Source organism: Litorisediminicola beolgyonensis, from assembly GCF_042679605.1.
Classification (GTDB): Bacteria; Pseudomonadota; Alphaproteobacteria; order Rhodobacterales; family Rhodobacteraceae; genus Litorisediminicola; species Litorisediminicola beolgyonensis.
The window spans coordinates 69,413-90,232 of record NZ_JBHTMU010000008.1 but is presented as its reverse complement, the minus strand read 5'-3'; the positions used below and the strand labels follow the sequence as shown (position 1 = coordinate 90,232).

Sequence of the window (20,820 nt, the reverse complement as noted above, 5' to 3'; positions counted from 1 at the left end):
CGCGCAAGCTGCGCCGAGATCCGGCTTTTCCTGCCGTTCCCGGGCTGGCACAGTCGCCCGGAATTTGCAGCAAGGAGACGGCAATGCGCAGCGGCGGACAGCTCTTGGTGGACAGTCTCGTCGCGCTTGGCGCGACCCGCGCCTTCGGCGTTCCGGGCGAGAGCTATCTCGCGGTGCTCGACGCGCTGCATGACGTGCGCGGCCAGCTCGATTTCGTGAATTGCCGACACGAGGGCGGCGCGGGCTTCATGGCCGCGGCCTGGGGCAAGCTGACCGGTCAGCCGGGGATCGCGATGGTGACCCGGGGGCCGGGCGCGACCAATGCCTCGATCGGGGTGCATACGGCGCGGCAGGACAGCGTGCCGATGATCCTCTTCGTGGGCCAGGTCGCCACCGACATGTCCGGGCGCGAGGCCTTCCAGGAGGTCGATTACCGCGCCGCCTTCGGACCCTTGGCGAAATGGGCGGTCGAGATCGACCGTGTCGAGCGCATCCCCGAGATCCTGTCGCGCGCCTGGACCGTGGCGCTCTCGGGGCGTCCCGGACCGGTGGTCGTCGCACTCCCCGAGGACGTGCTCTCGGCGCAGACCGACGCCGCGCCGCTCTCTGGACCGGTCGCGATCCACCCGCCGCAGCCGACGCAAGCGGCGCTCTCGGAGGCGCGGGCGAAGCTCTCGGCGGCGGAGCGGCCGCTCATCCTCTATGCCGGGTGCCGCTGGAGCGCCGAGGGCGCGGCCGCGCTCAAGGGCTTTGCCGAGGCCTCGGACATCCCCGTCGTGGCGGTCTTCCGCTACCAGGACCAGGTTGACAACAATTCCGCCTGTTTCTGCGGCGAGGCGGGCGTCGGCATGAACCCGTCGGTCAAGACCCTGATCCGCGAGGCCGACGTGATCCTCGCGCTCGGCCCGCGCTTCGGTGAGAACTCGACCGACGGCTACACGCTGCTCGACGTGCCCGAACCGCGCCAGACCCTCATCCATGTCCATGCCTCGGACCTGGAACTGGGCAAGGTCTACCGCCCGGCGCTGGCGATCCACGCTGATCCCGACGCGGTGATCCGGGCGCTCTTCGCCGCAGGGCCGGTCACCGGGCCGTGGTCCAGCTGGCGCGCCGAGGGCCGCGCCGCCTACGAGGCCGCGTTCGATATTCCGCCGCTCGAGAGCCCGGTGGACATGGGCCAGGTCTGCGCCCATCTGCGCGCGACGCTGCCCGAGGACGCGATCATCACCAATGGCGCGGGCAATTTCGCCATCTGGTCGGGGCGCTTCCTGCGCTACGGGGCGAAGATGCGGCTTCTCGCGCCGCAATCGGGCGCGATGGGCTACGGTCTGCCCGCGGCCATTGCCGCCAAGATCGCGCATCCCGAGCGCTGCGTCGTCTGCTTCGCGGGCGACGGCGATCTGCAGATGACGCTGGCCGAGCTTGCGACCGCCGCGCAGGCAGGCGCAGAGCCGATCGTGCTGGTCCTGAACAACGGCATCTACGGCACCATCCGCGCGCATCAGGAGCGCACCTATCCCGAGCGCGTCTCGGGCACCGACATGGTCAATCCCGATTTCGCCGCGCTCGCCCGGGCCTACGGTTTCCACGGCGAGCGGGTCGAGACGACCGACGCCTTCGCCGCCGCCTTCGAGCGCGCGCGGGCCTCCAAGACCGGCGCGGTCCTCGATCTCGCGATCTCTCCCGAAGCGCTGACCCCGCGGGTGAGCCTCAGCCAGATGCGCGCGACCGCATTGGCCGCCCGCGCCGACTGAGCCTGTCCAGAGGCGGGCGGCGCCGCTACTCTCGGGCGGAACGGCTTGGGAGGAGAAATCATGAACCTGGCACTTCTGGCCGCCGAGGCAGCAGAGCGCGGCACGCCGGTGCGCGCGGGGCTGATCGGCGCGGGCAAGTTCGGGGCGATGTTCCTGAGCCAGGTCCCGACCATCGCCGGGCTCGAGGTCACCGCCATCGCCGATCTCTCGCCGGATCGCGCCCGGAGCGCCTGCGCAGCGACCGGCTGGGATGCCGCCCGCATCGGTGCCTGCACCTTCCTCGAGGACGGCGCCGCGCTGGCCGCACGCGACGATGTCGACGTGGTGATCGAGGCGACGGGCCACCCGCGCGCCGGGATCGCCCATGCCCGCGCCGCCATCGCGCATGGCAAGCATATCGTCATGGTCAATGTGGAGGCCGACGTGCTCGTCGGTCCCGCGCTGGCCGCGGAAGCGCGCGCCGCGGGCGTGGTCTACTCCATGGCGTACGGCGACCAGCCCGCGCTCGTCTCCGAGATGGTCGACTGGGCGCGCGCCACCGGCTTCTCGGTCGCGGCGGCGGGCAAGGGCACGAAATACCTGCCCGCCTATCACGAGGTCACGCCCGACACGGTCTGGGACCATTACGGCCTGACCCCGGACGAGGCCCGCCGCGCCGGCATGAACCCCAAGATGTTCAATTCCTTCCTCGACGGCACCAAGAGCGCCATCGAGATGACCGCCATCGCCAATGCCTGCGGCCTCGACCTGCCCTCGGACGGGCTGACCTTTCCGGCCTGCGGGGTCGACGATCTGGCCCATGTCCTGCGCCCACGCGATCTCGGCGGGCAGATGGAGGCGCGCGGTCTGGCCGAAACTGTGTCCTCGCTCGAACGCGACGGGCGGCCCGTGTTCCGCGATCTGCGCTGAGGCGTCTACGTGGTGCTCGAGGCGCCGAACGATTACGCCGCCGCCTGCTTCCGGCAATACGGTCTTCCGACCGATGACACCGGTCGCTTTGCGGCGATGTACAAGCCCTTCCACCTGATCGGCATGGAGCTGTCGATCTCGGTCCTCTCGGCCGCGCTCCGCAATGAGCCCACCGGCCAGAGCCGCGAGATGCGGGGCACCGTCGCGGCGGTGGCCAAGCGCGACCTCAAACGCGGCGAGCGGCTCGACGGCGAGGGCGGCTACACCGTCTGGGGCAAGGCGCTGCCCGCCGCGCGGGCCGCCCACGCCCTGCCCATCGGGCTTGCGCATGACGTCACGCTGACCCGCGATGTCGCGCGCGGGGAGATGCTGCGCCTGTCGGATACCGACATCGCCGAGGACGACGTCCTGACGCTCTACCGGACCGCGCTCGCGCCCGCGTGATCCCCCCAACTTAGGTCGCATTCCGCCGCGCGCCGGAGCGTGGTTCTGTGGCGATGATGCGTGTTTTTTGGGCGATCCTTTTCTGTCTGATCTCTGCGAGCGTCTCATTGGCCGAGACGCTCGACCGTGACGGTCTGGCCGGGCTGATCGCCCCGCCAATGAGCCTCGGCGATCCCGTGACCGATCAGGGCGTCTACCAGCTTCTGAATTCCGGGGGCGCCGAGGCGGGCTATGTCTTCCAGACCGAACCGATGGCGCCGCTTCCCGGCTTTTCCGGGCAGGCCATCAATATCCTCGTGGTGCTCGATCTCGAGGGCCGGTTCCTCGATGTGCGCCTCATCGACCATAACGAGCCGATCTTCGTCTCCGGGCTGGGGCAGGCGCCGTTCCATGCCTTTTTCGAGCAGTATCGCGGCCACTCGATCTCGGAGAGCCTCGTGGTCGGGTCGCCCTACGGGGCAGGCGAGGGCGGCGGCGATCTGGTCTATCTCGACGGGGTGACCAAGGCGACGGCGAGCGTGCGGATCGCGCATGAATCGATCCTGGCCGCCACGCTGCAGGTCGCGCGCGAAAAGATGCGCGGCCTCGATGCCGGTCCGCCCGCCGCGCCCGATCCCGATTTCGCCGAGGCGCTCGACTGGGACGCGCTGGTCGCAGAGGGCATCGCCGGTCATCTGCGCGTGAGCAATGCCGAGCTGCAGGAGGAGTTCGCGGGCACGCTCTGGGAGTACGACGATGCCGAGGCGCTCGATGCGCCCGAGGCTCCCTATCTCGACCTCTGGGTCATCGATGTCGGCCCGCCGAGCGTCGCCGCCGCCGTTTTCGACGCCGCCACCACCGAACGGCTCGCCCGGTTCCGCGAGATCTCGGGCAGCGACGAGCCGCTCCTGATGATCGAGACCGCGCGGCACGGGCTGGTCTCGCCCGAGTTCGTCCGCAACACCGCGCCGGAATGGGTCGCGCTCGAGCAGGACGGGTTGCCGGTCGCGCTGCGCGACGCCGATCTGCTGGTGGGCCTGTCGGAGAGCTTGCCGCCCGAACTGCGCGACGGCACCGCGATGGTGTTCCGCACCGACCGGCGCCTCGGCTTCGATCCCTCGCGGCCCTGGACCCTGTCGGTCCGCGCGGTCCGCGAGCACGGGATGTTCCAGCCCGAGACCGGCGCGGTCACCTTCGCCCTCGATCACCAGACGCCCGAGCGCTTCTTCCTCAAACCCCGCGCCGCCGCCGCGCGCCTGAGCCCGTTCGAAGAGGCGATCCGCAACCGACAGGGCGACCTGATCCTGCTCGCCGCCGGTCTCGGCGTGCTGCTGCCGGTGCTCCTTTTCGCGCAATCGCGCCTGGCCGGGCTGCGCAGCTTCACACCGATCCGGCTCGGAGTTCTGGCGCTGACGCTCGGCTTCATCGGCTGGTGGGGGCAGGGGCAGCTGTCGATCGTCACGCCGCTGGCGGTGGTGCAGGCGGGGCTGTCGGGCGGCAGCTTCGCCTTCCTCCTCTACGATCCGTTCTCGCTTCTCGTCTGGGCCGCGGCGCTTGTCGGGCTCGTGCTCTGGGGCAGGGGGTTCTTCTGCGGCTGGCTCTGCCCCTTCGGCGCGCTGCAGGAGTTCGCGCATCACCTGGGCCGCCTCCTGCGCCTGCCGCAGATCGAGCTGCCGTCCCGCTGGGACAGGCGTCTGAAATGGCTGAAATACGGGGTGCTCGCAGCGCTCGTCTGGGTCGCGGTCGCGAACCCCGCCCAGATCGACACCGCCGCCGAGGTCGAGCCGTTCAAGACGGCGATCACCACCTTCTTCCTGCGCGAGTGGCACTACGCGCTCTACGCGCTGGCCTGGGTGTTCTTGGGCCTCGTGCTCTTCAAGGGCTTCTGCCGCTACGTCTGTCCGCTCGGCGCGCTTCTGGCCATCGCGGGCGTGCTGCGCCTCCGCCGCTGGATCCCGCGTCGCACCGAATGCGGAACCCCTTGTCAGCTCTGCCGGGTCGAGTGCCTCTACGGCGCCATCGAGAAATCGGGGAAGGTCGATTATTCCGAATGTTTCCAATGCCTCGACTGCGTGTCGATCCATGACGACAAGAGCCGCTGCGTGCCGCTGGTGCTCAAGGACCGCTCCGCCAAGCGTCCGCCGCGCGTCACTGGCCATCCCAACGCGGTGCCTGCGGAATGAGCGTGTCGGTTCATCCTCCGTGGCGCTTGGCTCCTTCACCTAAAACCGGAGGTCCGGAATGACCCGCCCGATGCGCCGCCGCCGGTTCCTGACGCTCGCCGCGAGCTTCGCTTGCGCGCCGCATCTGGCGCAGGCCGAGACCTGGCGGGGTCGTGCGCTCGGGGCCGAGGTGTCGGTGCGCGTCGATGGCCCCCGCGCCGAGGTTGCGGGTCTGCTGTCCGATATTCCGGCGCTTCTGGCCCGGGTCGAGCGCGCCTTTTCGCTTTACGATCCGGGCTCCGAGCTGTCGCGGCTCAACGCTTCGGGCCGCCTCGATGCGCCGACGACGCTGTTCCGCGACCTGATGGCTGAGGCCGACCGCGCGCATCGGCTGACGGGCGGGCTGTTCGATCCGACCATTCAGCCGCTCTGGCAGGCGCTTGCGCAGGGTGGCGATCCGGTGACGGCCCGCGCGCTGATCGGATGGGAGCGCGTTTCGGCACGAGACGTGATCGCCCTCGCACCCGGGCAGGCGCTCAGTTTCAACGGCATTGCGCAAGGCTTCGCCACCGATCTGGTCGCCCGGCATCTGGCGGCGCGCGGCGCGACCCGGGCGCTGATCGATATCGGCGAGCAGCGCGCGCTGTCCGGGCCGTTCCGGCTCGGGATCGTCGATCCGGAGCATGGCCCCGTCGGTCAGATCACTCTCGCAAATGGCGCAGTGGCCACGTCGAGCCCCGGTGCGCTGCGCCTCGGGGACGGGACGCATATCCTCGCCCCGGATGGCCGTGCGCCGCGCTGGTCGACCGCGAGCGTCGCCTCCGACACGGCGACACTGGCCGATGCGCTGTCGACCGCTGCGGTGTTCCTGGACAGGGATGCGCTGACAGCGCTCAAGGCCCGGGCCGGCCTGTCGCATGTCACCGTGATCGACGCCGCCGGAAATCTCCGGCGGCTCTAGATCACCATTCGGGCGGCTGCCATGTCAGGCCGTATTCGGCGAAGATCGCCTCGAGCCGCCCATCCTCCATCGCCTTCCGGATCGCGTCGTCGACCGCGTAGCCCAGGGGCTTGTAGGCGAAATGAACCGCGACGCCCACGAGCCACTTGGATTTCGCGAGGCCCGCGAGCGGCGGCTCGTGCACGGCGAGACCCGGGGTCAGACCAAACTCGAGCTGCGCCTTTGGCCCCATCGCCGCCTTCACCTCGCCCGCCGCAAGCGCGGCCATGCCGCCCGCCATGTCGGGAAAGCGCCGCACGCCCGCGGCCAGTTGCCCGCCCGCGAAGCCCGAGAGGTAGAAATCCGACAGCGAATCGTTCTCCACCGCCACCGTGTCGAAGCGGAAATAGGCTGGGACCGGTCCGCCATCGGGATACTCGGCCTCGGAATAGGCGATGGCGATGCTCTCGTCGGCGTAGAGCCCGGTGAAGGTGACCTGCTCGACCCGGCAGGCAAAGGCCGGATCGAAGGGCACCCGCATCATCACATTGGCCACGGCACCGCCGACCAGCGGACCTTTCCAGATGTAGTTGCGCAGATCGGCATCGAGCGTTTCGCTGGCAGCGACGAAGTCGAACTCGACCTTCACGCCGAGATCCTCGGCGATGATGCGGCCCAGCTCCACATCGACGCCTTTCGCGCGCCCGCCCTCTTCCCAGGAATAGGGCGGGAAATCCTCGTAGACGGCGATCCGGATCAGGCCGCGTTCGAGGATCGTGTCGATATCCTGCCCGACCACGTCGCGGCCCGCGTTCTGGGGTTTCGGCTGCGGGATGTAATCGGCGCAGGGATCCGCCGCGAAGACGGCGCCGGTCCAGAGGACCGACGCCGCCACGACACAGAACGCGCCGGTGATGAGGGGTCTCATCGCGGGATCAATGCGTCGCCGAGAGACCGATGGTCAGGGTCTCGGCGGCCTGTTCCTGGCTCCCCCCGGCAGCAAGCTGGTTCGAGGCGCGATAGGCAATGCTGTCGGCAACCGGGGCGCCCGAGAGGGTCTCGACCTCGCCAGCGATCTCGGTCAGCCGGGCCTCGACCGCGGCGGCATCCGCCGAGCCCGCGGCCAGCTCGTCGCGGATCGCGTGCAGCTCGTCCGAGAACGCATCCATGCTGTCGCCATCGGGGCGGGTCTCGATATAGGTGCGGATCGCCCAGGCGGCTTCCTGGCCCAGGAGCTCGCCGAAGGCGGGCATCTTGGTGGTGCCGTTCTGGGTGTAGCCGTGGCGGAAGCGCTCGACATACCACTCGTCGCCGTATTCCTCGGCCTCGAGGAAGCGCAGGTCCGGTGCGAGACCGCCCGAGATCACTTCAAGCCCGTGGCAGCGCGCGCAGTTCTGGTTGTAGCCCGACGAGCCGATGGACACGGCGGTCGCCCAGACCTCCTCGCCGGCGGCTTCGGCACGGTAGGGGTTCTCGGTCAGCCACTCTTCGCCCAGTTCGGGCAGGCCGGTGGTGTCGACGGCCTGCGGCGCGACATCGCCGTGGCCGAAGGCCAGCGTGGCGGTCAGGGTCAGCGCGGCAGCGCCGAGGGCGCGGGTCGTAAGGGTCATGGTCAGCTCCTCTCCGGAGACGGGCTATGGGACGTCTCCCTCGCCGTTTGTGATACGTGGAGGGCGCCGGGCGAGGGTATTGGACTTTGGTCACAAGATGCCGCGCCGCGGCGTCTCCGGTCTGGGACATTGGTCGTATTGGCGCGCACCCGCGCGGTTTCTAGCCTGCGCCCGAGGGAGTCCACCATGCGCACACGACTGTTCCACGGCCTTGCCGCCATCTCGCTGACGCTGTCGCTGAGCCTGCCCGCGACCGCCACGACGCAGGTCGCGCAGGAGGGCCTGACCGTCGAGATCGGCTATCTCCGGCAAGAGGTCGCGCGCCCGCCGACGCTGACCGAGCGGGACATCCCGCCCGCCGATCTGGGCCTCAAGGGCGCAGAGCTCGGGATCTCCGAGAACGCCACGACCGGCATGTTCCTGGGCCAGAGCTACAGCCTGTCGACCACCGTCGTGCCCGAAGGCGGCGATGTGGCAGAAGCCCTGGCCAGTGCCGTCGCGGGGTCCGACCTGATCCTGCTCGACGCGCCCGCCGAGACGCTGATCGCCGCCGCCGATGCCTACCCGGAGACGCTGTTTTTCAACGTCTCGGCCCCGGATGTGAGCCTGCGCGCGGGCGACTGCCGCCCGAATCTCCTGCACACGCTGCCGTCCTACGCGATGCGCGCCGATGCGCTGGCGCAGATGCTCGTCTGGGCGCAGTGGCGCGATATCGCGCTGATCACCGGGCCTCATCCCGCCGACCGCGCGTTCGGTGCGGCCATCGAAGCCTCGCTGACCAAGTTCGGACTGGAGATCGGCAGCCGCGCCGACTGGACCATCGACGCCGATCTGCGCCGCAGCGCCGGGACCGAGGTGCGCATGCTCACCCAGGGACTGGGCGAGTTCGACGTGCTGCTCGTTGCCGATGAGGTCCATGATTTCGGTCGCTACCTGCTCTACAACACCTGGCTGCCGCGCCCGGTGATGGGCTCCGAAGGTCTGGTGCCCTCGGCCTGGGCGCCGGTGATCGAGCAATGGGGCGCGCTGCAACTCCAGGGCCGGTTCCACGACATCGCGTCGCGCGACATGCAGGATGTCGATTACGCCGCCTGGGCCGCTGTTCGCTCCATCGGCGAGGCGGTGACGCGCACCGGCGTCGAGGATGTCGCGACCTTGCGGGAATTCATCCTGGGATCGGAGTTCGAGCTGGCGGGGTTCAAGGGCAAGCCGATGTCCTTCCGGGACTGGAACGGCCAGCTCCGCCAACCCATCGCGCTGGCCCATCCGCGCGCGCTGGCGGGCGAGGCGCCCTTCGACGGGTTCCTTCACCAGACCGACCCGCTCGACACGCTCGGCCTCGACCGAAGCGATGCGGGCTGCACGGCCTTTGGTGGGTGAGGGGCGATCATGACCGGTGACGTGGTGAAACGATCGACGCGTCGCAGCGCGCGGAGCAAGCCCGGGCTCCTGTCGGCGGTTTCGGCCGCCGTGCTTCTGGCGTCGCCTGGGCTGGCGGACGAGATCTGGGTCACCAACGAGAAGGACGACACGATCTCGGTCATCGACACCGACACGCTCGAGGTCACGCGCACCATCGCGACAGGAGACCGCCCGCGCGGCATCACCTTCGCGCATGACTATTCGGTGGTCTATATCTGCGCCTCCGACAGCGACGCGGTGCAGGTCATGGACCCGGAGACGGGCGAGGTTCTGCATGATCTGCCCTCGGGCGAGGACCCCGAGCAGTTCGCGCTGCATCCCGACAACCGCCATCTCTACATCGCCAACGAAGACGACGCGATCACCACCGTGGTCGATACCGAGACCCGCACCGTGGTGCGCCAGATCAATGTCGGCATCGAGCCCGAGGGGATGGCCGTCTCGCCCGACGGGACCATCGCGATCACCACCTCCGAGACCACCAACATGGCGCATTGGATCGACACCGGGACCGGTGCCCTGATCGCCAATACGCTTGTCGATTCCCGTCCGCGTCACGCCGAGTTCGTGAAGGGCGGGACCGAGCTCTGGGTCTCGTCCGAGATCGGCGGCACGATCACCGTCTTCGACGTCGAGACTAAGGCCGAGAAGGCCAAGATCGGATTCGAACTGCCGCGCATCCTGCCGAGCCTGATCCAGCCCGTGGGCTTCGAGTTCACCGCGGATGACAGCCACGCCTTCGTCGCGCTCGGCCCGGCGAACCACGTCGCCGTGGTCGATGCGGAGACCTACGAGGTCGAGGAGTACATGCTCGTCGGGCGCCGGGTCTGGCACATGGCCTTCGACCGCGACAAGGATCGGCTTTTCACCACGAACGGCGTCTCGGGCGACGTGACCGTGATCGACGTTGAAAGCCGCAAGCCCCTGAAAACGATCAAGGTCGGACGGTTCCCCTGGGGCGCCGCGTTCCGCCCGACCGAGTGAGCGGGCTGGCAGCGCGTAGATTGCGCGCTAGGCTCATGGCCCGAGGAGACACAGATATGCATCGCATCGCCCTGGCCGTTCTGCTGGCCACTGCCACGCCGCTTGCCGCCGACGACTACGGCACGCTCAATCCCGACGAGCTGACCTGGGGCCGGATGCTCGAGAACGCCGAGCGCGGCGAGACCGACATGATGACCTGCGCTTCGGGCTACATGCTGACGAAATCCGGCAAGCATGGCGCGGCGCGGCGTCTCTTCGAGCGCTGCGCGGCGGCGGGCTATACCGGCGCGATGACCTGGATGAGCCAGCTCGACAACAACGGTCTCGGGGCCGAGTACAATCCCGATGCCTCCGCCGCCTGGGACCGGAAGGCCGCGGATGCGGGCGATCCGGTCGGGCAATTCAACCACGGCCTGAACCTCATGCGCGGGCACGGTATCGGCCGGGACGAGGCGGCGGGCCGGGCGATGGTCGACCGTGCCGCCGATGCCGGGCTCGACATCGCGCTGAGGCTCCAGCGGGCGGATTACAACCTCGACGAAGTGACCCCCGACGCCGACAACTGGCGCTACGCGCCGGGCTTCTGAGCCCTTAAGGCGCCCTCTACGACCATAGTACGAGGGCGCGGCATCCCCCTCCGAACCTGCCCCGACCCCCCGAATTTTCGCCGGATTCCCCCGGTTTCCGCCCCAAACACGTGGAATTTCCCGGGTTCGGAGCCGTTTTTGCGGTGCGACTCGGTTGGACTTGTCAAGCGTCCGAGGGTCGTACGACCAAAGCGCCGTATCCCGAGACCGCCGCAAGCGTCGATAGTCCCGCCATCACGCGCCGCAGGCCGATCCGGTGTCCGGCGTTTGGGAGATCGCACAGGGAGGACCAACATGAATCGTTTCGTCGCCATCGTCGTGGCGGGTATCCTGGTTGCCGGCGCCGCGGGCGCCAACGTGACCGAGGAAACCCTCGCCAACGACCAGGCCAGCACCAACCAGATCGTCACCAACGGCATGGGCCGGGATCTGCAGCGCTACTCGCCGCTCGAGATCATCAACAAGGACAACGTCGGCAAGATGGTTCCCGCCTGGGCCTTCTCGCTCGGCGGTGAAAAGCAGCGCGGTCAGGAGACCCAGCCGCTGATCTACGACGGCGTGATGTATATCACCGGCTCGTATTCGCGCCTCTACGCCATCGACGTGATGACCGGCGAAGAGCTCTGGCAGTATGACGCACGTCTGCCCGAGGGCATCCTGCCCTGCTGCGACGTGGTCAACCGCGGCGCCGCCATCTACGGCGACAAGATCTATTTCGGCACGCTCGACGCCCGCATCGTGGCGCTCGACCTCAAGACCGGCGATGTCGTCTGGCGCGACCAGATCGCCGATTACAAGGCCGGCTATTCCTACACCGCCGCTCCGCTGATCGTGGACGGGCTGATCGTCACCGGCAATTCCGGCGGCGAGTTCGGCATCGTCGGCGAAGTGCAGGCCCGTGACGCCGAGACCGGCGAGCTGGTCTGGACCCGTCCGGTGATCGAAGGCCACATGGGCACGCTGAACGGCGAAGAAAGCACCATGACCGGCGAGCTGAACGCAACCTGGCCGGGCGACATGTGGAAGACCGGCGGCGGGGCGACCTGGCTCGGCGGCTCCTACGACGCGCGCACCGACACGCTGATCTTCGGCACCGGCAACCCGGCACCCTGGAACAGCCACCTGCGCAACGCGGGCCAGCCCGTCGAGGGCAATACCGGCGACAACCTCTACGCCGCCTCGCGTCTCGGCATCGACCCCAAGACCGGCGAGATCAAGTGGCACTTCCAGAGCACGCCCCGCGAAGGCTGGGACTATGACGGCGTGAACGAGGTCGTGGCCTTCAACGACCGCGACGGCAACCAGCGTCTCGCGACCGCCGACCGGAACGGCTTCTTCTACGTCCTGAACGCCGAAGACGGTGCCTTCGTGTCGGCCAACCCCTTCGTCAAGGACATCACCTGGGCCGAGGGCATCGACGAAACCGGTCGCCCGATCTTCGTCGAGGACAACCGTCCCGGCGATCCGACCGAGGCCGCGGAAGGCAACAAGGGTGAGGTCGTGTTCTCCTCGCCGTCCTTCCTTGGCGGCAAGAACTGGATGCCGATGGCGTTCAGCCAGAAGACCGGCAACTTCTACGTTCCCTCGAACGAGTGGGGCATGGATATCTGGAACGAGCCGATCACCTACAAGAAAGGCGCCGCCTATCTGGGCTCGGGCTTCACCATCAAGCCGAACTACGAAGACCATATCGGCTCGCTCAAGGCGATCGACCCCGCCACCGGCGACTGGGTCTGGGAGTACAAGAACGACGCGCCTCTCTGGGGTGGCGTGATGACCACTGCGGGTGGCCTCGTGTTCTTCGGCACGCCCGAGGGCAAGTTCCTCGCTCTCGATGACGAGACCGGCGAAGAGCTGTGGTCGTTCCAGACCGGCTCCGGCATCGTCGGCCAGCCCGTCACCTGGGACATGGACGGCGAGCAGTATGTCTCGGTGATCTCCGGCTGGGGCGGCGCGGTTCCGCTCTGGGGCGGCGAGGTGGCCAAGAAGGTCAACTACCTCAACCAGGGTGGCATGGTCTGGACGTTCAAGCTGCCGAAAGAGCTTGCCTCGAACGAGTGACCCCTCCCCACTCCACGAAGGCATCGACGCCCGGACCATCGGTCCGGGCGTCTTGTCTTTTCACTTGCCGAACTTGAGGCCCGGCCTCGGCGCTGCGATGCTGTCCCTGACGGAAAAGGAAAGGGACCGGGCATGGAGCCGCGCATCATCCGCTACGACGACATTCGCGACAGGCTTTCCTGGTCGGGCGCGGTCGAGGCGCTGCGGAGCGGGCATCTCCTCCCCCGCGCCGAAATGGGCGATCTCTTCCTCGGACCGCCTGACGCCACGCTCCTGACCCGCGCGGCGCGGATCGAGGGGCTGGGTTACGCGGTGAAATCGGTGACGGTGCTCGGCGACAACCCGTCCGTCGGATTGCCGTCGGTCCAGGGCGCGATGTTCTTCTTCGAGCCCGAGCACGGCCAGCTTGCCGCGATGATCGACAGCCGCCTCGTGACCGAGATCAAGACCGCCGCCGATTCGCTTCTGGCGGCGACGCTTCTCGCCCGCCCGGACAGCGAGCGGCTGCTGATCGTCGGGGCAGGCACCGTCGCGGCGAGCCTGATCTCGGCCTATCGCGCCGGGTTTGCCGATCTGAAGCAGATCTCGATCTGGGCCCGCCGACCCGAGCAGGCGCAGGCGCTGGCGGAGGGGCTGGACGGGGTCGAGGCCGTCACCGATCTCGAAGAGGCCGCCGGGCAGGCCGATATCATCGCCACCGCGACCATGGCGCGCGACCCGGTTCTGCAGAGCAATTGGATCGCGCCCGGCACCCATGTCGATCTGATCGGCGCCTTCCGGGCCGATATGCGCGAGGCGGATGACGACCTGATGGCGCGCGCCCGGCTCTACGTGGACAGCAGTGAGACGACTCTGGGGCATATCGGCGAGCTGATCATCCCGATCCGCACTGGCGCGATCACCGAAGACGCGGTCCTCGGGGAGTTCTACGACATCGTGCCGGACCCGCCGGTCCGCGACGCCGAGGCGATCACCGTGTTCAAGAATGGCGGCGGCGCGCATCTCGACCTGATGATCGCCGACTGGATCGTGCGAGAAGCGGCCGCGCTGAACTGATCCGTCCTCAGGCCACCAGCGCCGCGAGCTCTTTCGCGATGGCGTGTCCGAGCGCGGCATGGGCCTCGGGGCCGAAATGGACGCCGTCCGATCCGACCTCGATCACCGTTCCCGCGTCGAGGCATCGCGCGCCGAACCGTTCGGCCTGAGCGGCGAAGGCCGCGCCGAGACCGGCGCCGCGCACATCGCTGTCGCGGAAGATCTCGGAGAAGGGCGCGACCCCGCGCGGGCAGGGCGGCGCGACAAGCAGAACGGGCAGGCCGGGGCAGTGAAACGCCACCGCCCGCAGGAGCCGCGCCGCCCCTTGGGCGACCTCGGTGGCGGACGGCCCGAACCGCGCCTTGAGATCGTTGGTGCCCAGCATGATCACGCAGGCATCGAGCGGCACATGGCTTTTCAGGACCGCCGGGAGGACCGCCAGCCCGTCAAGATGCGCGCCCTCGACCGGGTCGGCGAAGACCGTGGTCCGGCCCGGCAACCCCTCTTCGATCAGCTCCCAACCCGGGCCGAGCATCGCGGCGGCGACGCCGGGCCAGCGGACATCGCGGGCGAACCGCCGGGGCGGATCGAAGAGCGACGCGTAGGGCTCGGTCCCGTGGGTGTTGCTGTCGCCGTAGAGAAGGGCGCGCTTCACCACCGGCGCGCGCCTCAGCGCAGGCCCGATCGCGCGATCTGTTCGGCGAGCTGGCTCGTGGCCTGTCCGCGGGCGGCGGCGATCTGCGGCGCGCCGGCGTCCTCAGGAAGCGGCACCTCGATGGCGAAGCGGCCCGAGCGGTTGCGGCCCAGTTCCTCTGGCGCGACGTAATACTGCCCGGCAAGGCGGAAGGTCCCGCGCGACGTGGCCAGCATGTCCTCGACCCGCACATCGACCTTGGCGGCCGGGAAATCGCGGAAGGGCCAGGGCTCTGCCGCGACGGTCGCACCGGTGATCTGGTCGAGCGTGCTGGCCAGCTGCAGCGTCATCGCGCGCGACGGCAGATCCGCCCAGAGCGGCCCGAAGGCGACGATGGCGCCGTCGGGGTCCTGCGCGTAGATTTCCTCGCCCTCGGCATAGGTCGGCAGCGTCACCTCGACGACCTCGATGGTGCCGTAGAGCGACGGGATGCGGGCCTCGGGCTCCGGCGTGATCGTGGCGTAGCGCGCGTCCGAGCCGCATCCGGCAAGCGCGGCGGCAAGGGCGAGGGCGGAGAAGATGCGTGTCATGCGTTAGCGTCCAAGAATGAGAGAGTTCGGATTGCGTTCGAGCTGCCGGGCCAGCCGCTCGATGGCGGACGCGGCGGCCTCGACCTGGCGGATCGCCTCGCGCGTGGAGCGCGAGAACTGGCTGTCGGCATTGTAGGCGGTGAGCGTCGTGCCGGCCTGCGCCGCGACCTGGCGCAGATCGGCGGCGAGCCGCGGCAGGACCGAGGTGGCGTTGGCCACGGCATCCGCCGCCTGCCGCGCCGAGGCGAGCGCGGCATTGGCGTTCTCGACGATGCCACCCTGGCGCAGCTCTTCGAGCGTCTCGCGCAGCTGGGTCAGCGCGCCATTCAGCTCGGCCGGAAGCTCGCGGGTGCTGGGCTGATCGACCAGCGCATCGACCGAGGTCAGGAGCGTCGAGGCACGCTCGGCGAGCGTTTCCAGATCGACCTCTGCGGCCTCCGAGACAACCGCGCGTGCGTCCTCGACAAGGCCGGGCAGCCCGTCGGCGGCGGCGGCCACGTCGTCGATGGCCTGGGTCAGGCGGGCGACGGTGTCCTGGGTCTCGATCTCGGCCACGAGCCCGGTGACCCCGCTGGCGGTCTCCTCGAGCTCGGCGACAAGGCCCGAGACGCGCTCGGGCAGGGCCTGCACCGCCTCGCTTTCGGTGATCTCGCGGACCGAGGCTAGAAGCTGGCGCAGCTCGCCCGGGATCGCCTGCGTCTCGGTATCGCTGACCAGCGCGTCGGCGTCGGACAGGAGCGCCGAGAGCTCGGAGGAGAGCGCTTCGAGCCCCAGCCCCTGCACCTGCGCGATCACCGCCTGCACCTCTTCGAGAAGCGCGGGCAGGCGTTCGCTGCTGGTGGCGACGTTCTCGGCGGTGGTCGCCACGTTCTCGGCGAGGCCGCCCTCTTCCAGCGTCTCGATCAGCTCGCTGACGCCGTCGACGGTGCTCAGGAGCTCCTCGAAGAGCGCCGCGACCTGGTCGGGCAGTCCCTGAACGCCGTCGCTGTCGGTGACGCCGCGGACCGACGACAGGATGCCGCGAATCTCTCCGGGCGCGGCCTGCAGATCGGGGCTCGCGACCAGCTCGGTGGCGGCGTTGAGGAAATCGGTGACCGAGGTCATGACCTCTTCGATCGGCAGCGCGCTGACCCGCTGCAGGACGCCCTGCGCGGTGGCCGTCACGTCGGTCACATCGGCATCGGCGGTCGGGATGAGCGGCAGCGGATCGCGGTTGCGGTCAAGCGACGCGGGCGGCGCGTCGGGCAGGAGTGCCAGCTCCACCTTGAGCCCGCCGGTCAGCAGCGACGCATTGGTGAGCCGCGCGCGCAGGCCCTCTTCGATCCGGGTTTCGAGATAGTCGAGAAGGTCGTTCTCCCCGGCCTCCTCGCCCAGCCCGATCCGGCCCGGGTTGATCCGGACCGACGCGATCAGGCGGACCGAGCCGTCGCCGAAGCGGTCGCGATCGACCAGCCCGGAGATCGAGGTGACCTCGCCCACGCGCAGCCCGCCCAGCTCGACCGGGGCACCCGCGGAGAGCCCCGAGAGGTTCTCGGGGAAGATCATCGCCAGGCTGACCGCCTCGCCTTCGCCCTCGACCAGGAAATCGTCGCGGGCGGCTTCCTCGCTGGCGAAGAGCTCGAAGGTCATGCCCTCGGCGAGCGGCGCGCCGCCCGAGCCGAGCGTGTCGAAGGTGACGCCGCCGGAAATCAGCGAGGCGAGCGAGGTGAAGTTGAGCTTCGCGCCGCCCGCACCCAGCGAGAAGGAGAAGCCGGAGATGTCCCAGAACCGGGTCGAGCTGGTGATGTAGGCGGTGTGGGGATCGTAGATCACGATGGGCGCGGTGACGCCCGAGCCGTCCTCGTTGACCGAGGAGCCGCCGACCTTGCCGACCTCGACCCCCTTGTAGAGAACCGGCGTTCCCGCGGCGGGCAGGCCCTCGTCGGAGCTGATGATGAACTCGATGCCCTCGTTGTTCGCACCGAGAAGCGGCGCGGTGTCGAGACCTTCGAACCTGTAGGCCGTGCCGCCCGGCTCGTCGTCCCAGGCGCCCTGGATGTAGACGCCCGAGAGCACCGTATCGAGACCCGAGATGCCCTGCGCGGTGACCTCGGGGCGCACCACCCAGAACCGCGCGTCGGCGTCGATATAGGGTGCCAGGGCCTTGTCCACGCGGATGCCCACGACGACATGCTCCAGATCCTCGCCGAACCGGACCGACTCGACCGTGCCGACCGAGATGTCGCGGAAGCGCAGCTGGGTCTCGTCGGCGGTGATGCCGGCGGCCTGCTGGAAGGAGACCTCGATCACCGGGCCTTGCGCGTTGTAGTTCCGCCAGGCGGCGCCGAGCGCCACGGCCAGCGCGATGATCGGGATCGCCCAGACGACGGAGGCGCGGTCCCAGATCGAGCGGCGCTCGGTTTCGATGGGAACGGGCTGGGGCTCATTGGGGCTCTGCGGCTGGTCGGTCACGTCTTGGTCGTCCTTTTTGCGCCTTCCGGGGGGTCCCAGAACAGGCGCGGGTCGAAGGATTGTGCGGAAAGCATCGTGAAGATCACCGAGAGCGCGAAGGTCAGCGCCGCCGGGCCGGGGCGGATCGAGGCCACCACCGAAAGCTGCACGAGCGAAGAGAGGATGGCCACGACGAAGACGTCGATCATCGACCAGCGGCCGATGAACTCCACCAGCTCATAGAGATGGTGCCGCCGCTCCGCCGAGACGGTCGAGCCATGCCCGACCGAGAGCGCCAGAAAGGCGATGGCGAGGAACTTGCCGACCGGGATCAGCACCGAGGCGATCAGGATGATCGCCGCCACCCCGTAGGAGCCGTGATGCGCCAGCTCGACCGCGCCGCCGACGATGGTGCTGTCCGAGGTCGACAGGAGCGTCCGGGTCACGAGCATCGGGTAGAGGTTCGCGGGGATGTAGCAGATCACGCCCGCGATCCACCACGCCCAGACCCGTTGCAGGGCATGATCGTCGCGCGAGACGAGATGCGCCCCGCAGCGCCCGCAGCGCTCCCGGCCCAGGGGCCAGACCCGGGCGCAGCGGCGGCAGGCGACGAGGCCCGCCTCTCGCGCGGTCACTCCGCGTCCAGTTCCAGGGATTTCCATACCGAAAACGTACACAGGTAATTGTCATTGATGAGCACAAGGATGACCAGCGCGGAGAACATCCAGAAGGCGAGGCCGAAGCCGATATGGGCAAGCGAGGCGACCTTGACCAAGGCCACCGCGCAGCCGATCGCGAAGATCTCGGCCATCGCCCAGGGCTTCAGCGTCTGGCTCAGGCGGAAGGCGCGGCGCGCATGGGCGTAGGGCTTTCTGTCGCCGACGATGGGGATCAGCACGTAGAGGATCAGGAGCGTGCGCAGGAGCGGCAGGATCACGATCATCGCGGCCACCCCGATGGAGAGCGCCGCGAGCGGTCCCGACCGGAAGGCCGAAGCCGCGTCGAGGATCGAGGCCTCGTTGCCGAAGCCGCGCGCGTCGATCGACAGGAAGGGGAAGAACAGCGCCGAGACCACCAGGATGAACACCGCCACGGTCAGCGCGATGATCTTCATGCCCGCCTGCCGCTTCGGCGCGATCAGCACCGTGTGACAGCGGGTACAGACGGCGCGCTGGCCGACCTCCGGCATGCGCGCGGTATAGAGCGCGTCGCAATTGGGACAGGCCATCATCTCGGCCAGATCGCTTGCGGCGTAGCGGGGATCGTTGGGCTGTGCTGCGGTCGCAGTCACGATGCGCTCTCCTTCAGGGGCCAGACGCCCGGAACTTTGATCGGCGGGATCTTAGAGGCTCACCGCCCGGTGTCCATCCGTCGCGAAGGAGCCTGTCGCACACGATGCAGCGAGGGCGCAATCCGCGGCACGGCCGATCAGCGCACCAGCGCGCTGATGTCGCGGAAGCGCGGGTGCTCGGCGGTGCCCATCCATTCGAAAAGGACCATTTCCGAGGTAACGATCTCTGCGCCGTGATCGCGCATCCGGGCAAAGGCCGCCTGGCGGTCGCTTTCCTTGCGCGATCCGGTCGCGTCAGCCACCACCGCGACGGCGCGGCCCGTCGCACGCAGAGACAGCACGGTCTGGAGCACGCAGACATGCGATTCGACGCCGCAGATCACCAGGTCGCTTTCCCCGTCGAGCGACCTTGCGAGGCTCGGGCTGCCGCAGCAGTCGAAGGACATCTTGGCGAGCGCCTCGCCGGGCGCGATCTGCAGCTCGGCCACCGTCGGTCCCAGCTTCTCGGGTTTCTGTTCGCTGACCACGCGCGGGATCTCCAGCATCCGCGCCGCGGCGATCAGGCGCGCCGCCGCCGCGGTGCGCGCCTCCGCGTCGTCGATCGCGCGCATCAGGCGCTCCTGCATATCGATCACAAGGAGGCTTGAGGCAGCGGCAGTCAGGGCAGGCATGGGGCGGTCCTTATCGGCGAGGGGAATGCGCCTAGTCTAGACCGCCACGCGGCGGGGGCCAATGCTTCCGCTTGCCCGTCGCAGCCGCTATGGCTGGGTCATGAGGATACCCGACGCCCGCCTGCGCCTGTGCGCCACCTGCCTCGACGCGCCCGAGGCGGCGCGTGACACTCTGCAAGCAGCGCTCGAGGCCGCCGGTCTGAGCGCCGAGGTGACGCTGTCGGACTGCATGAACGGCTGCGCCCACCCCGCGAGCCTGGCGCTGCAGGGCGAGGGCCGGGCGACCTATTTCTTCTCGGATGTGCGCCCCGATGCAGACCTGGCCGACATCGTCGGCACGACGCGCGCCTATCTCGCCGCAGAGCGCGGGTGGATCGAGGACGCGACCGCCTGTGGCCGGTTGCGGATGCTGCTCGTCGGACGGGTGCCCGCGCTCTAGGCCGCGCGGGTCTCGGCTGCCGTCTCGGAGCGGGTGCGCAAGTATCCGGCAAGGGCGCCGGTCACCATCCAGGCGAAGAGCCCGATCCCCAGCGCGCGCGGCGCGAAGACCGAGGCGAGCTCGGCCGGGGCTGCGCTCCAGTAGCTCTCGGGCTGCGGCGCGCCGATCAGATGGGGCCCAAGCACCAGGACAATGGCCGCGCCCCATGCACGGGCCGAGGCCCCGAAGGCGAGACACCAGAGCCCGAGCCCGGTCGCCGCGACGCAGGCGATCCACCAGACCTGCCGCATCGCGATATCCGCCGCGGCTCCGCCCGGCAGGGCCACGCCCAGCGACACCGCGGGGGCGAGTTGCACCGCCACGAACCCGGCGGCGCCCCAAAGAAGGCCCGCGCGCGCCGTTACGGCATGGCCGCGGCTCTCGGCCAGCGCCATCAGCGCGGTCAGGATCAGCGCGTACCCCGCATAGATCAGGATGGAGAACAGGATCGTCAGCCCGTTCCGGGCCAGGTCGATCCCGGCTGCGATCTCGGTCGCACCATGCCCATGCGCCTCGCCGCCCGCGGCGGGGATCGATGCGATCTCGTAGGCTTCGGCTTCGATGAGAAGCGGCTGAAGCAGGACCAGTTGCAGCACGGCCGCAACAAGACCCGCGGCGGCGCCCGCAAGGAGCGCGCCGGTCAGAAGACGGCTCAGCATCGGATCAGTGGCAGGGGAAGCCGGTCGCGTGACGCATGTCATGCGCCGCGTCGTGGAGCGCGGCGGCCTGCACGTGGCCCGCCACAAAAACGATTCCGGCACCGAGCGCGAAGGTCAGCGCGATGGCGGCGAGATGCGACACGGAGGTGTCACGGAGGGCGGTCAGCGCTTGGGTCATCT

20 protein-coding genes and 1 pseudogene are annotated in these 20,820 nt (G+C 69.0%); 11 read left to right on the top strand and 10 right to left on the bottom strand.

The genetic code is table 11. From position 1 onward, the window contains the following. Positions 1-83: 83 nt before the first annotated feature. From ACFQ4E_RS06680 to ACFQ4E_RS06660, 5 genes and pseudogenes are all read left to right on the top strand, one after another. Positions 84-1,754, top strand: a complete 1,671-nt coding sequence (locus ACFQ4E_RS06680) for a thiamine pyrophosphate-dependent enzyme (protein ID WP_386802163.1) — start codon at positions 84-86, stop codon at positions 1,752-1,754. A 60-nt stretch (positions 1,755-1,814) separates the two neighbouring features. Beyond that, a pseudogene (locus tag ACFQ4E_RS06675) lies at positions 1,815-2,783 on the top strand (Gfo/Idh/MocA family oxidoreductase); the annotation flags it as partial. Continuing rightward, the gene (locus ACFQ4E_RS06670) at positions 2,760-3,107 is read left to right on the top strand and encodes an SAF domain-containing protein (RefSeq protein ID WP_386802210.1); all 348 of its coding nucleotides are present in this window, start codon (positions 2,760-2,762) and stop codon (positions 3,105-3,107) included. The pseudogene ACFQ4E_RS06675 and the gene ACFQ4E_RS06670, both read left to right, overlap by 24 nt. Before the next feature lie 53 nt (positions 3,108-3,160). Continuing rightward, entirely contained in the window at positions 3,161-5,269 is a 2,109-nt protein-coding gene (locus ACFQ4E_RS06665; RefSeq protein ID WP_386802162.1) for a 4Fe-4S binding protein, read from the top strand. Between the two features lie 58 nt (positions 5,270-5,327). Then, entirely contained in the window at positions 5,328-6,209 is an 882-nt protein-coding gene (locus ACFQ4E_RS06660; RefSeq protein WP_386802161.1) for an FAD:protein FMN transferase, read from the top strand. 1 nt (position 6,210) lies between these two features. On the opposite strand, the gene ACFQ4E_RS06655 is transcribed toward ACFQ4E_RS06660, so the two are convergent. Beyond that, entirely contained in the window at positions 6,211-7,116 is a 906-nt protein-coding gene (locus ACFQ4E_RS06655; RefSeq protein WP_386802160.1) for a substrate-binding periplasmic protein, read from the bottom strand. A 7-nt stretch (positions 7,117-7,123) separates the two neighbouring features. Beyond that, positions 7,124-7,798, bottom strand: coding sequence for a cytochrome c-550 PedF (gene pedF / locus ACFQ4E_RS06650; RefSeq protein WP_386802159.1), 675 nt, complete (start codon positions 7,796-7,798; stop codon positions 7,124-7,126). 186 nt (positions 7,799-7,984) lie between these two features. Between pedF and ACFQ4E_RS06645 the strand changes: the two genes are divergently transcribed. The 5 genes from ACFQ4E_RS06645 to ACFQ4E_RS06625 all read left to right on the top strand — a co-directional run bounded on the left by ACFQ4E_RS06645 (position 7,985) and on the right by ACFQ4E_RS06625 (position 13,908). Beyond that, positions 7,985-9,178: an ABC transporter substrate-binding protein gene (locus tag ACFQ4E_RS06645; protein ID WP_386802158.1), complete on the top strand. Its 1,194-nt coding sequence runs from the start codon at positions 7,985-7,987 to the stop codon at positions 9,176-9,178. A gap of 9 nt (positions 9,179-9,187) precedes the next feature. Beyond that, positions 9,188-10,204 (top strand): YVTN family beta-propeller repeat protein, encoded by a 1,017-nt coding sequence (locus ACFQ4E_RS06640; RefSeq protein ID WP_386802157.1) that lies wholly within the window; start codon positions 9,188-9,190, stop codon positions 10,202-10,204. Between the two features lie 56 nt (positions 10,205-10,260). Further along, the gene (locus tag ACFQ4E_RS06635) at positions 10,261-10,791 is read left to right on the top strand and encodes a tetratricopeptide repeat protein (RefSeq protein WP_386802156.1); all 531 of its coding nucleotides are present in this window, start codon (positions 10,261-10,263) and stop codon (positions 10,789-10,791) included. 294 nt (positions 10,792-11,085) lie between these two features. Next, on the top strand, positions 11,086-12,852 hold the full coding sequence (locus tag ACFQ4E_RS06630; protein ID WP_386802155.1) for a PQQ-dependent methanol/ethanol family dehydrogenase: 1,767 nt from the start codon (positions 11,086-11,088) through the stop codon (positions 12,850-12,852). A 132-nt stretch (positions 12,853-12,984) separates the two neighbouring features. After that, complete coding sequence (locus ACFQ4E_RS06625; protein ID WP_386802154.1) at positions 12,985-13,908, top strand: ornithine cyclodeaminase family protein; 924 nt, start codon at positions 12,985-12,987, stop codon at positions 13,906-13,908. A gap of 7 nt (positions 13,909-13,915) precedes the next feature. Here the strand turns inward: ACFQ4E_RS06625 and ACFQ4E_RS06620 are convergent, their stop codons facing one another. The 6 genes from ACFQ4E_RS06620 to ACFQ4E_RS06595 form a co-directional block, all read right to left on the bottom strand. Continuing rightward, positions 13,916-14,545: a GDSL-type esterase/lipase family protein gene (locus tag ACFQ4E_RS06620; RefSeq protein ID WP_386802153.1), complete on the bottom strand. Its 630-nt coding sequence runs from the start codon at positions 14,543-14,545 to the stop codon at positions 13,916-13,918. Between the two features lie 11 nt (positions 14,546-14,556). Continuing rightward, positions 14,557-15,111 (bottom strand): PqiC family protein, encoded by a 555-nt coding sequence (locus ACFQ4E_RS06615; protein WP_386802152.1) that lies wholly within the window; start codon positions 15,109-15,111, stop codon positions 14,557-14,559. A gap of 3 nt (positions 15,112-15,114) precedes the next feature. Then, entirely contained in the window at positions 15,115-17,562 is a 2,448-nt protein-coding gene (locus tag ACFQ4E_RS06610) for an MlaD family protein (RefSeq protein ID WP_386802151.1), read from the bottom strand. Continuing rightward, entirely contained in the window at positions 17,559-18,203 is a 645-nt protein-coding gene (locus ACFQ4E_RS06605; RefSeq protein WP_386802150.1) for a paraquat-inducible protein A, read from the bottom strand. Before ACFQ4E_RS06605 ends, ACFQ4E_RS06610 begins: the two co-directional genes overlap by 4 nt. Continuing rightward, positions 18,173-18,832 (bottom strand): paraquat-inducible protein A, encoded by a 660-nt coding sequence (locus ACFQ4E_RS06600; RefSeq protein ID WP_386802149.1) that lies wholly within the window; start codon positions 18,830-18,832, stop codon positions 18,173-18,175. Before ACFQ4E_RS06600 ends, ACFQ4E_RS06605 begins: the two co-directional genes overlap by 31 nt. 137 nt (positions 18,833-18,969) lie before the next feature. Then, positions 18,970-19,503 carry an isochorismatase family protein gene (locus ACFQ4E_RS06595; RefSeq protein WP_386802148.1) on the bottom strand — a complete coding sequence of 178 codons (534 nt, stop codon included), beginning with the start codon at positions 19,501-19,503 and terminating at the stop codon, positions 18,970-18,972. Positions 19,504-19,564: 61 nt separating this feature from the next. Here ACFQ4E_RS06595 and ACFQ4E_RS06590 point away from each other — a divergent pair, with 61 nt between their 5' ends. Then, positions 19,565-19,942 carry a DUF1636 family protein gene (locus tag ACFQ4E_RS06590; protein ID WP_386802147.1) on the top strand — a complete coding sequence of 126 codons (378 nt, stop codon included), beginning with the start codon at positions 19,565-19,567 and terminating at the stop codon, positions 19,940-19,942. Here the strand turns inward: ACFQ4E_RS06590 and ACFQ4E_RS06585 are convergent. Together ACFQ4E_RS06585 and ACFQ4E_RS06580 are read right to left on the bottom strand one after the other, a co-directional pair. After that, positions 19,939-20,640, bottom strand: a complete 702-nt coding sequence (locus ACFQ4E_RS06585; RefSeq protein ID WP_386802146.1) for a CbtA family protein — start codon at positions 20,638-20,640, stop codon at positions 19,939-19,941. The two genes, ACFQ4E_RS06590 and ACFQ4E_RS06585, sit on opposite strands and share 4 nt — an antisense overlap. Before the next feature lie 4 nt (positions 20,641-20,644). Beyond that, the gene (locus ACFQ4E_RS06580) at positions 20,645-20,818 is read right to left on the bottom strand and encodes a CbtB domain-containing protein (RefSeq protein ID WP_386802145.1); all 174 of its coding nucleotides are present in this window, start codon (positions 20,816-20,818) and stop codon (positions 20,645-20,647) included. Between the last annotated feature and the right edge of the window lie 2 nt (positions 20,819-20,820).